Consider the following 12,327-nt stretch of genomic DNA (forward strand, 5'->3'; position numbering starts at 1 on the left):
AATAGATAATATAGTTATGAGTAAAATTATAGGAATAGACTTAGGTACTACCAACTCTTGTGTTTCTGTTATGGAAGGAAATGAGCCAGTAGTAATTCCTAATTCAGAAGGAAAAAGAACCACACCATCTGTTGTTGCCTTTGTAGAAGGAGGTGAACGTAAAGTAGGAGACCCTGCAAAACGTCAGGCAGTTACAAACCCAACTAAAACCGTTTATTCTATTAAACGATTCATGGGGAATAAGTTTTCAGAAAGTCAAAAAGAGGCAGGTAGAGTTCCTTACGAAGTAGTTAAAGGAGATAACGATACACCGCGTGTAAAAGTTGATGATCGTTTATATACTCCACAAGAAATATCAGCAATGATATTACAAAAGATGAAAAAAACTGCTGAAGATTATTTAGGACAAGATGTATCTGAAGCGGTAATTACTGTACCAGCTTATTTTAACGATGCACAGCGTCAGGCAACAAAAGAAGCAGGTGAAATTGCTGGTTTAAAAGTTCGTCGTATTATCAACGAGCCTACTGCAGCAGCCTTAGCTTATGGTTTAGATAAAGCAGATTCTGACAAAAAAATTGTGGTTTTTGACTTTGGAGGAGGTACACATGATGTTTCTATTTTAGAGTTAGGAGACGGTGTATTTGAAGTATTAGCTACTGATGGAGATACTCACTTAGGTGGTGATGATGTTGATGAAAAAATTATTAACTGGTTAGCAGAAGAATTTAAAACTGAAGAAGACATGGATTTACGTAAAGATCCTATGGCTTTACAACGTTTAAAGGAAGCTGCTGAAAAAGCTAAGATAGAATTATCAAGTACTACTTCAACAGAAATTAATTTACCATATATTACAGCTACTGCAAGCGGACCAAAACACTTAGTTCGTACCTTAACCAGAGCTAAATTTGAGCAATTAATTGATGATTTAATTAAGAGAACTATAGAGCCTTGTAAAACAGCTTTAAAAAATGCTGATTTATCAATTTCAGATATTGATGAAATCATATTAGTAGGAGGATCAACGCGTATTCCTGCAATTCAAGAAGCTGTAGAAAAGTTCTTTGGAAAAGCACCAAGTAAAGGCGTAAATCCAGATGAAGTTGTATCGTTAGGAGCAGCTATTCAAGGAGGAGTATTAACAGGAGATGTAAAAGATGTTTTATTATTAGACGTAACTCCGTTATCGTTAGGTATTGAAACTATGGGTAATGTAATGACCAAGTTAATTGATGCTAACACTACAATTCCAACTAAGAAATCACAAGTTTTCTCAACAGCAGCAGATAACCAACCATCGGTTGAAATTCATGTGTTACAAGGTGAGAGAGCAATGGCGGCAGATAATAAAACTATTGGTCGTTTTCATTTAGACGGAATTCCACCAGCACCAAGAGGAGTGCCTCAAATTGAAGTAACTTTTGATATTGATGCAAACGGAATTATTAATGTATCTGCAGCTGATAAAGCTACAGGAAAGTCACAAAACATTCGTATTGAAGCTTCTTCAGGGTTAACTGATGAAGAAATTCAGAAAATGAAAGCAGATGCGGAGGCTAATGCTGAGTCTGATGCAAAAGCAAAAGAAACTGCTGATAAAATTAACGGGGCAGATTCAATGATTTTCCAAACAGAAAAGCAATTAAAAGAGTTTGGTGATAAATTATCAGCAGATAAGAAAGCACCAATTGAATCAGCTTTAGAAGAGTTAAAGAAAGCTCATGAAAGTAAAGATTTAGCTCAAATTGATGCAGCAATGGAAAAGATCAACGAAGCATGGAAAGCAGCTTCTGAAGAAATGTATGCTGCACAACAACAAGCAGGAGCAAATGGAGAAGCAGGAACACAAGGAACTGCTGATACAGGATCTTCTGATGCTGGAAGTGATAATGTAGAGGATGTTGATTTTGAAGAGGTAAAATAATCTTTAGTCAATACCAATAAATATATAAAGCCACCTAATTTTAGGTGGTTTTTTTATGCTTAAAAAACAGTTTATAACTTTAATATAACTGTTTAGAAAGCAATAATGTTACTTAGAAAGTTTTGTCATTTTTAAGGTTAATGACTTGTTAGTTTTGAAGGCTGTAAGGGAGACCTGTTTGAAAATAATAGGTTTTATAGTTTAAAATACTTAGAAAAAATTAACAAAAAATGAGAAAAAAAATTATCAAGTATGCAAGTTTGTTTTTAATATTTCTTGCAGTGTTTACAGGGTGTGACAAAGATGAAAAAATTTTACCCGCTGAATTTTCCATTGATGAAACTATGTTTGATTTTGGGAATGTTATGGTGACTGGATCTTCATCAAAAACTTTTACCATAACAAATACGGGAGGTAGAGACTTAGAGTTAAGTTCTTTTTCATTAAATGGGAGTTCTTCTGTAGATTTTTCATTAAACGCCTCTGAAACCTCTTTATCTGCTGGAGAAAGTTATGCGTTTGAAGTGAGTTTTGAGCCGCAGTCTGAAGGAGCAAAATCAGTAAATTTAGTTATTATTACTAACAATGGTGAAGAGACCATAAATATAGCAGGTACAGCAACACCAGAGTTAATTGCAGGAGCTACATTAAGTGCAACAGCGTTAGATTTTACAGATGTACAAATAGGGCAAACTAATGATTTGTCTTTTACTATAACCAGTTCTGGAAATACAGATTTAGAAATTACAGGTTTTTCTTTTTCAGGAACAGATGCTGCTGATTTTAGTACCAATGCAACACCTACCACATTGGTATCTAATAACGCTATGACAGTAGAAATTACCTTTGCTCCACAGACAGAAGGAAATAAATCAGCTACTTTAGAGATTGTAACTAACGCAGGCGTTGTTTCATTATCGGTTTTAGGAAATGCAATACCAGAACCAATAGCGGTAATATCATTAGATAATACATCATTAGATTTTGGAGATGTTACCCAAGGAGAAGATAAAGATTTAACGTTAGTTGTTTCTAATACAGGAAATGCTGATTTAGTAATAAATGATTTTGTGTTTAATGGAACAGATGCGTCAGATTTTTCTGTACAAAATATAACTACACCTGTAACCGTTGACTCTGGTACAGATTTGTCAGTAACTATTAGATTTACACCGTCATCTGAGGGAGAAAAATCATCTGTATTAGTTATAGATTCTAATGTAGCAGATGCTTCTATAAGTTTAATAGGAAAAGCTATTGCACCAGCAGCTCCTATTATGGTGTTTAGTGAATCGCCAATTGCTTTTGGAAATGTTGAAGTAGGTCAAGAATTGTCTAAAAATATTACTATTAGTAACACAGGAAATGCTGATTTAGATATTACTAATGTAAATATAGTAGGAGGTAGTACCGCATCATCTTTTTCGGTTGTAGGTGGAACAAGTTCATTAATAAGAACCATTGCTGCTGGAGATACCTATACTTTTGAAGTTAAATTTACTCCAAGTTCAGAAGGGTTTGCTTCAGGGTCTATTAGGCTTATTAATAATTCTAATGATAATGATGTGTTTTTAGGGATGAATGGAACAGGAACAGCGCCAGCGCAACCAGCAATTGCCTTTAGCGAAACAGGATTGAATTTTGGAGATGTTACCGTAGGAAATTCTGGAACCGATTTAACTTTTGATATTCAAAATAATGGTCAAGGAAATTTAGAGGTAAGTAATATTAGAATTAGCGGAGCTAACGCAAGTGATTTTAGCTTAATTAATGTGTCTGCTCCACAAACAATTGTATCTAATAGCTCATATACTGTTACTGTTAGATTTACACCTCAATCAGAAGGACAAAAATATGCAACGATAGTTGTAGAAAGTAATGATCCTACAAAACCTAATTATGCTCTTATTGTTCAAGGAAATGGGTTACAAGCCGTAACAGGTAATGTGGTTAATATACCAGATGCTAATTTTAAGACTGCATTGGTAGGGGATTCATCGATAAATACAAATGGAGATGGTGAAATTCAAGTGTCGGAAGCACAAGCTTACACAGGTGTTATTCGTGTAGATGGTCTTAGTATTTCAGATGTTACTGGTTTAGAGGTTTTTGAAAATATTTCACAATTTCATGCAATGAACAACGCTTTAACTAGTATAGATTTAAGCCAAAACACAGCAATAACACATTTGTCGTTAAAAAACAATAACTTAACTTCATTAGATCTTTCAGCTAATACAGCTTTACAAACAATATTAATTCAGCAAAATGGTATTAGTACAATAGATTTAACAAATCATTCTAGCTTAGTGAACTTTCAATGTGGAGGCAACAATATTTCTACGCTAGTGTTACCTACTGTTGCAAACGGTTTAAGAACTTTATATTTAGAACAGAATCAAATTAGTTCGTTAGATGTATCTATGTATCCAGATTTAAGAACTTTGGTTGTTTACAACAACAATTTAACAAGTATAGATATTTCTGCTAACTCAAAAGTTAAGACTTTACATGTTAGAAATAACAATCTATCAAACTTAAACGTAGCAAATGGTAATAATGTAAATTTTCTTTACATGGTTGCAGACGGAAATGCTAACTTAACTTGTATTCAGCACGATGCTGGGTTTGATCCTTTAAATCCACCAAATACCGCAGCAAATCAATGGGTTAAACCTACTGGTGCTAGTTGGAGTACAACAGCTTGCCCTTAATAAATAACTATTTTCCCCAATTTTTCATTATTCAAAAGTTGCTTGTTGAAAAGCAAGCAGCTTTTTAATTCGTAAACATCACTTACTATGAAGCATAATTTTATAAAAATAGCCAGTATTATTTTTTTCGGTGTTTTAACCAGCCACTCTGTAAATGCACAATTTGGGAAAATGTTAAAGAAAGCTAAACAAAGCGTGGTTAAAAAAGCTGAAGAAAAAATAACAAAAAAACAAAGTTCAACAACTTCAAAAGTTAATCAATCAACATCAAAAAATACAAGTTATTCAGATGAAGAATTTAAGCAAGAGTTAGCTAAAAAATATCCTAATGATAAAGAAAAACAAGACTATTATTTTAAAAAATATAAAGAATATCAGCAAAAACAGGTTGCAGAAAAAGAGGCACTATTAGCCAAAGAGAACAGTAAAGGAAAAGTTGTTACAGAAATTCCATCACCAATAGAAAGTAACGACGCAGATAAGTTTACAGACAATCAAGTTTATGTGCTAAATAGAACAAAATTTAAAAAGCTTCCTGCGTATGATGGAGGATTTTCTGACAAAATGGAATTGTCAGGTTATTATCATTTGTCACAATACTTTGTAAGAAATCCATCAAGTCATTTTGATAGTAATCCAGGTGATATTTATGAAGGTTTTTCAATAGAGTATGATCCAACAACGTATCAATTAAACGCTTATTTCACTCCAGAACAAAAACGTTATGGAGTAGTTACAGAGCAATATAGAAAATCTGCAGACAAAGGAAACATTCAGTTTCAGTTTGGAATGGGAGGTGGACCAGAGTGGACCAATGCTAATGTGCTTTTATTAGAACCAGGGGTGTTGTTAATAGGGGCTGAAGTATATCATAAAAATGATAATGAAGGCCATAAATGGATGAATAATGTGCAACCACAACAGTTTGTTATTGCTGCTAAAAATCCTGAACTAATTAAAAAGTATTATAAAAATCCTGAACTAACTTCAAAAGTTACGTTTGCAAAATTTGATGAGTTGCGTAAAGATTCTAATGAAGAGGCTTTAAATAAGGTAGCAATGCCATTAAAAGGAAGTTTTGATACAAACTCAAATATTAAAAATGCTGCTGTAAGTGGGTTGAATAAGTACTATGGAAAAACAAGCATGAAAAACGTATATCAATACTTAACTTCCGATAGATGGTCAACTGTAAAGCATAAAATAACTGGAGTTCCTTTATATCAGTGGGCAGTTGGAGCAGTTGTTCAGAAAAACTCTGATGGGCAATGTATGTTACAACAGTTTATTGTAAGAAGAGATTATACAGGAGCAGGTACATACGGTAATGTTTTCTTTAATGGAATAAATAGAGGAAGTATTAGAGCGCCTTATGGCACTTATGTTAAATGTGATGCTAGACCAAAAAAATAAAATTAAATATGAAGTCTCTTAGAAAAAAACGAAGTTTTAAAAAAAGACACACTCATATTGTTAATAAGTTTTTATTCTTACCAATTATTTTTCGAGGCAAACTTTATTGGTTAGAGTCTGTGAAATTAGTAAAAGCATTTAATGGACAAAAAACAATTATTATTGATATTGATAAATTCTAAAATTCATCAAATTTTTGTAGAATAATAATATAAGTTTATTTTTAATTAAAGGTGGTGTTTTGCGTAATATTGCATAACCACCTTTTATTTTTAAAAGAAATAATTGAAAAAAGCATTACACATATTTGTTCTATTATTTTTAACATCAAAATACTTTTTTGGTCAAGATGTATATTATAAACAATTTACTTCTGATGAAGGTCTAACTGCTCTGTCAAACTATAATATAGTTAAAGACAAGAATAATTTGATGTGGATTGGTAGTAATGAAGGACTGTTTTATTATGATGGAAAATCATTTAATAAAATAAATAATACCAAAATTAGCACAAAATCAATTTTTAATCTACAAAAAGATACCGATGGGCAATTATGGTGTTCTACATTATCGGGTCATATTTACAAAGTAATCAATAAACAACTAATACTTTTTAAAGATTTATCAAATGAATTAAAAGGAGCATATGCGAATTTAATTATAAAAAGAAATCACGTTTATTTTTTATCACAAAAGCAATGTTTTCAAATTGATAAACAAACACGAAAAGCGACTAAAATTGTAAATCATAAAATATCAAAATCTATAGAGACTCAAAAAGGTTTTTATTATCAGGATTATGGTGGAGGAAATATTTTAACATCAGTTGAAGAAAAAGGAGATACCATTGTTTTTTCAGAAGTAAATAAAAATAATAGCAAAAACCTTGATAATGGTTATTTTCAAATGCTTCCTTATAAAAATAATTTTATGCTTGTTTTAAATAGTTCTAAAATAGCGTATAAATTAAATGAAAATAAAAAAGAACTAGAAGAAATTACACTACCCGTAGAAATAAAAAGACTAAACTTACATTTATATAATCTAAAAAAGATTGATAATTTATATTGGTTACTTACTTCAAAAGGAGTTATAGTTTTAAAAGAACAAGAAGAAGATTTTTTTGTTTTAGAAAAACACTATTTAAAACACTATCATTTTACAGATTTAGTAAAAGATGATGATCAGAATTACTGGTTAACAACCCTTCATAATGGAGTTGTTGTTATACCTAATTTAGGAATTTCTAAAGAGAAAATAATAGAAGATTATGATATAATTTCTATAACTCCTGTAAATGAGAATACACTTTTTTTAGGAACTCAAAATGGAAAATTAATAGAATATAATACTCAAAATAGAAGAATAAAAAATAGAACATTACCTACTAATCGAGCAGTAAATAGATTACATTTTGATAAACATTCACAAAAATTATATATAAGTACGAATGGAAGAGAAGGATATGTGTTTTCATTAAAAAACAATAAAATTAATACACATTCAAATCAATTAGCAACGGCTAAAGGATTTAATCAAATAGGAAAAGATTCTTTATTGTATTTATCTTATAGAAACTCTAGAATTTATACCAATATAAATAAAGATTTAACCTCTTTTGTAGAGTTAGAAGATAAAAGGCCGATTAGTTCTCATTACGATTCAAAAAACAAGCAAATTTATATTAGTTACATTGATGGTACTTTAAACTATAATTCAAGCTTAGATACCACGAGTGTTTTTTTAAATAAAAAGAATATAATTTTTAATGCATTTGTTCAAACAAGTACAAATCAAATTTGGGCACAAGCCAATAATAAGCTTTACCAAATAAAAAAAGCGAAAATAGTTGATAGCCTTACAACCGCAAAAGGTTTGTTATCCTCTCAAATAAAAGGAATCCAGTCTAACAATGAGTTCTTATGGATAATCACAGAAAAAGGAATTCAAAAATATAATACACTTTCAAAAGAAATAGAAACCATTAAACTTAAAGATAAAAATTCTATAAAATTTAAGCAACCTGTGTTTCATAAGAATGCTTTGTGGATTCCAGGAAACAATTTTCTATGTAAGTTAGATTTAAATAATAAAGAGTTAATAAAGCAAAGTTTAATTCCAAAAGCATATATAGCTAATGTTTCTATAGGAGATGAGTTTAAGGATAAAAAGGAAAAATACGAATTACCATATAAGGTTAACAATATTACTTTTAAATTAAGAGCTAATGGTTTTTTAGCAAGTAAACAAAATGTTTTTCAGTATAAATTAATTGGTTACGATACAAACTGGCATACAGCAGAGGTTAATGATGATATAGTCAGGTATATAGGTATTCCATCAGGAAGTTATGAGTTTTTATTGAGAACAAAGAGTTTAGATGGAAAAATAGGTAATGTTACCGAAAAAATAAGAATATATGTACAAAAACCGTTTTGGGACAATTGGTGGTTTTATGCGTTGATCTTTGCCTTACTAACTGGAGCTATTGTGATATACTATCGTATAAAAATTAAAAATAAAGAAGAAGAAGGGCAAAGAGAGTTAGAAAAAGTAATTTTAGATAGTAGAATTAGCAAATTAAAGCTAGAGAATTTACGATCACAAATGAATCCTCATTTCATTTTCAATTCTTTAGGAGCAATTCAAGATTATGTAATGAAAAATGAAAAATATTTGGCAAGTGATTATCTAGTTAAGTTTTCTCGTTTAATTCGTTTGTATTTAGATCATAGCAGATTAAATACAATTCTTTTAAAAGAAGAATTACATTCTTTAGAAATATATATTGCCTTAGAGCAACTTCGTTTTGAAAATAAATTTGAAGTGCACTTAAGTGTTGATAATCGAGTTGATAAAGAACATGTTATAGTTCCGCCTTTATTTATTCAGCCTTTTGTAGAAAATGCTATAAAACACGGTCTGGTACATAAAAAAGAATCAGGAAATTTATGGATTTACATTAATAAACTTGATGAAAATTCAATTCAAGTTATTGTTGAAGATGATGGAATAGGTAGAAAAAAATCTTCAGAAATTAATAAAAAAAGAAGAGGACATCAATCGTTTGCTGTAAGTGCTACACAAGAAAGAGTTGCTCTTTATAAAAAAGAAAAACTATTTGATGTTGAGGTTACTTTTGAAGATAAATATTCAAAAGATCAACAAGCATTAGGGACTAAAGTAATTATCACAATTAAAAAGATATAAACAATGAAAGCATTAATTATAGATGATGAGGCTAAAGCAAGGAGTGTAATGCACACAATGCTTTCAGAATTTTTTAAAGAGATAACACATGTTAAAACAGCAGAAAACCTTTTAGAAGGTGTTAAGTTTATAAATGATTTTAAGCCAGATATTGTTTTTTTAGATATTGAAATGCCAGAATATTCAGGTTTAGAAATACTTGACTTTATTACAGAACCCATCAATTTTCAGTTAATTTTTACAACAGCTTATCAGCAATATGCATTAGAAGCTTTAAAATTATCAGCTATTGATTATTTGGTGAAGCCTATTGCTATTGATGAATTGAAAATGGCAATTCAAAAAGCAAAAAATAATATTCAGGAGAAAAAAGTAGCTTTTCAATTTACAGAACTCAAAAAAGCCATTAAGTCGCTTTCTTCACATAAAATTGCGTTAGAAATACCAGGAGAAATTGTTTTTGTAGCACATGATGATATTTTGTTTTTAGAGGCAGACGGTATGTATACAAAAGTACATTTGGCTAATCAAAAGCAAGAATTAATCTGTAAACCTTTATCTTATTTTGAAACCCAATTACAAAGTAATCATTTGTTTTTTAGGTGTCATCGTTCGTACATTATCAATCTTCATTATTTAGAAAAATTTGTAAAAAAAGACGGAGATTTTTTGCTGTTACAAAACCAAACATCCATTCCAATTTCAAGAACAAAAAAGCAAGAGTTTTTAAAAATTGTAAAAGAAGTATTTTAGTTTTTGCATTATGCGCTTTTATCAAAAAGAAATACAATTACCAGAGTTTTCAAGAGGTTATCATTTAATAACCGATCTTGTTATAAATGAAATTCCGGAAATTCGAAATATAAAAATAGGACAGTTTCAAGCTTTTATTAAACATACATCGGCAAGTCTAACCATTAATGAAAATGCGGATCCTACTGTAAGAATGGATTTTGAAACGCATATTAATAAAATGATTCCTGAAAATATGCCGTATTACAAACACGACTATGAAGGAGCTGATGATATGCCCGCACATATAAAAAGTTCGATGTTAGGATGCCAAGTTCAAATTCCGATAACTAACGGAAGATTAAATTTGGGAACTTGGCAAGGTATTTATTTAGGTGAACATAGAAATTAAGGAGGAAGAAGAAAGATTGCTGTTACTGTTATAGGAAATTAGTTATTAAAATCTCTATTAACTCCTAAACTAAAACCAAAACGATTTTCGTTTTCACTCCCAAGCCTTAAAATTGCTAATTTACCTAAACCAATTTTCGTAAAATCGTTATGAGTAATCTCCTCATCATTTAAAAATAACTTCCCTTTAAATTGATTTTTGGTATTGTATTCACTCGTGTCCAGTTTATTTTGATATATGTTTATTGACAAAATATTATTTTCATCTGCATAACCACAAAAAATACCATATTTATCCCAAAAAGTATAAGTGTTACTTTTGGTTATTTGTCTACTTGGTTTTCCTAAAACAGTAGCTAAATTTTGATAATTAGTTGGAAAAGAAATTTCTTTATTATTTATGGTAATATTATCTGTATCACATTTAATAACAAGATGTTTTGTCTTCTTTTTCTTTAAAAAGTTAAACATAAAAATAGTTTAAGAAATTATAATTACATTTTTGTGTAAAGCTATAAAAAAAAGGGTAAACTTTTAACTAAATTTGCCATTCTAAAATTCAGCCTTTAATTGACTGACTTTAAAAAGAAATAATAATGAACATACCACAAACCTGTTTTCCTAGAGTTGTAATTATTGGTGGTGGATTTGCAGGATTAGCAGTTGCAAGAGGACTTGAAGAACAAGAATTACAAGTTGTTTTAATAGACAAACATAACTATCATACCTTTCAACCTTTACTTTATCAAGTAGCCACAGGAGGCCTAGAACCAGATAGTATTGCTTTTCCATTACGCAAACGTTTTAATGATGTTGAAAACTTTTATTTTAGGCTTGCAGAGGTTACAGGTATTGATGCTGAAAAAAAACAAATTAGTAGCACTATTGGTAACTTAGAGTATGATTATTTGGTTATAGCTACCGGTTCAAATACTAATTTCTTTGGAAATACAAATGTTCAAAAGTATGCAATGGAAATGAAATCTGTTCCGCAATCTTTGAACATAAGAAGTTTGATCTTAGAAAATTTTGAAGAAGCTTTATTAACTTCAAATTTAGAAGATAGAAAAAAACTCATGAACTTTGTAATTGTGGGTGGTGGTCCAACTGGTGTTGAATTAGCAGGAGCATTGGCGGAAATGAAAAAGGGGATTCTTCCTAAAGATTATCCGGATTTAGACATACGTCAAATGAAGATAAACCTTATCCAAAGTTCAGGAGAATTACTGAAAGGAATGAGTAAGAAAGCATCAGAAAAAGCTGAAGACTTTTTAATTAAGTTAGGAGTTGATGTTTGGAAAAATCTACGAGTGTTAGATTATAATGGAGATATGGTTACTACCAATGGAGAAGATCATTTTAGAGCTTCAACAGTTATTTGGGCAGCAGGTGTAAAAGGAGAAAAAATAGATGGGTTAACTAATGAATGTGTTATTGAAAGAGCTAACCGTTATAAAGTAGATGGATATAATAGGGTAGAAGGCTATAAAAATGTGTATGCTATAGGAGATGTTGCATGTATGCAGTCAGAAAAATTTCCTCATGGTCACCCAATGATGGCACAACCTGCTATTCAACAAGGGAAATTGTTAGCTAAAAACATTTTAGCTGAACTAAAAGGAAAAAAACAAAAACCATTTAAATATAACGACAAAGGTTCTATGGCAACCATTGGACGTAATAAAGCAGTTGTAGATTTACCAAAATGGAGATTTCAAGGTGTTTTTGCTTGGTTTGTATGGATGTTTGTGCATCTTTTTTCCTTGATAGGTTTTAGAAATAAAGCAGTAGTATTTTTAAACTGGGTATATAATTACATCCGTTTTGATAGAGAAACACGTTTAATTATTAGACCCTATAAAAACAAAAACGAATATTCTTTTGATACTAATGTAGAATAAAACAAACCCAAGCCATTGG

At 30.4% G+C, this 12,327-nt stretch carries 8 protein-coding genes; 7 read left to right on the forward strand and 1 reads right to left on the reverse strand.

What is annotated here, in order from left to right; translation table 11 throughout:
• The first annotated feature begins 16 nt into the window (after positions 1 to 16).
• The 6 genes from dnaK to SLH33_RS10035 all read left to right on the forward strand — a co-directional run bounded on the left by dnaK (position 17) and on the right by SLH33_RS10035 (position 10,408).
• Positions 17 to 1,927, forward strand: coding sequence for a molecular chaperone DnaK (gene dnaK / locus SLH33_RS10010; RefSeq protein WP_320418954.1), 1,911 nt, complete (start codon positions 17 to 19; stop codon positions 1,925 to 1,927).
• 230 nt (positions 1,928 to 2,157) lie between these two features.
• Entirely contained in the window at positions 2,158 to 4,641 is a 2,484-nt protein-coding gene (locus SLH33_RS10015; RefSeq protein ID WP_320418955.1) for a choice-of-anchor D domain-containing protein, read from the forward strand.
• A gap of 87 nt (positions 4,642 to 4,728) precedes the next feature.
• Positions 4,729 to 6,054, forward strand: coding sequence for a hypothetical protein (locus SLH33_RS10020; protein WP_320418956.1), 1,326 nt, complete (start codon positions 4,729 to 4,731; stop codon positions 6,052 to 6,054).
• Positions 6,055 to 6,339: 285 nt separating this feature from the next.
• On the forward strand, positions 6,340 to 9,264 hold the full coding sequence (locus SLH33_RS10025) for a histidine kinase (protein WP_320418957.1): 2,925 nt from the start codon (positions 6,340 to 6,342) through the stop codon (positions 9,262 to 9,264).
• Positions 9,265 to 9,267: 3 nt separating this feature from the next.
• Positions 9,268 to 10,017 (forward strand): LytTR family DNA-binding domain-containing protein, encoded by a 750-nt coding sequence (locus tag SLH33_RS10030; protein ID WP_320418958.1) that lies wholly within the window; start codon positions 9,268 to 9,270, stop codon positions 10,015 to 10,017.
• A 10-nt stretch (positions 10,018 to 10,027) separates the two neighbouring features.
• On the forward strand, positions 10,028 to 10,408 hold the full coding sequence (locus SLH33_RS10035) for a secondary thiamine-phosphate synthase enzyme YjbQ (RefSeq protein WP_320418959.1): 381 nt from the start codon (positions 10,028 to 10,030) through the stop codon (positions 10,406 to 10,408).
• Between the two features lie 38 nt (positions 10,409 to 10,446).
• Here the strand turns inward: SLH33_RS10035 and SLH33_RS10040 are convergent, their stop codons facing one another.
• The gene (locus SLH33_RS10040; RefSeq protein WP_320418960.1) at positions 10,447 to 10,878 is read right to left on the reverse strand and encodes a hypothetical protein; all 432 of its coding nucleotides are present in this window, start codon (positions 10,876 to 10,878) and stop codon (positions 10,447 to 10,449) included.
• A 125-nt stretch (positions 10,879 to 11,003) separates the two neighbouring features.
• Here SLH33_RS10040 and SLH33_RS10045 point away from each other — a divergent pair, with 125 nt between their 5' ends.
• Positions 11,004 to 12,308, forward strand: a complete 1,305-nt coding sequence (locus SLH33_RS10045; RefSeq protein WP_320418961.1) for an NAD(P)/FAD-dependent oxidoreductase — start codon at positions 11,004 to 11,006, stop codon at positions 12,306 to 12,308.
• Positions 12,309 to 12,327: the final 19 nt, after the last annotated feature.

The sequence above is a fragment of the Tenacibaculum sp. IB213877 genome, assembly GCF_034043975.1.
Classification (GTDB): Bacteria; Bacteroidota; Bacteroidia; order Flavobacteriales; family Flavobacteriaceae; genus Polaribacter.

Excerpts from the sequence above, each read along its gene's own strand:
- dnaK (WP_320418954.1), top strand. The coding sequence starts at position 17 with ATGAGTAAAATTATAGGAATAGACTTAGGTACTACCAACTCTTGTGTT.
- SLH33_RS10015 (WP_320418955.1), top strand. The coding sequence starts at position 2,158 with ATGAGAAAAAAAATTATCAAGTATGCAAGTTTGTTTTTAATATTTCTT.
- SLH33_RS10020 (WP_320418956.1), top strand. The coding sequence starts at position 4,729 with ATGAAGCATAATTTTATAAAAATAGCCAGTATTATTTTTTTCGGTGTT.
- SLH33_RS10030 (WP_320418958.1), top strand. The coding sequence starts at position 9,268 with ATGAAAGCATTAATTATAGATGATGAGGCTAAAGCAAGGAGTGTAATG.
- SLH33_RS10035 (WP_320418959.1), top strand. The coding sequence starts at position 10,028 with ATGCGCTTTTATCAAAAAGAAATACAATTACCAGAGTTTTCAAGAGGT.
- SLH33_RS10040 (WP_320418960.1), bottom strand. The coding sequence starts at position 10,878 with ATGTTTAACTTTTTAAAGAAAAAGAAGACAAAACATCTTGTTATTAAA.
- SLH33_RS10045 (WP_320418961.1), top strand. The coding sequence starts at position 11,004 with ATGAACATACCACAAACCTGTTTTCCTAGAGTTGTAATTATTGGTGGT.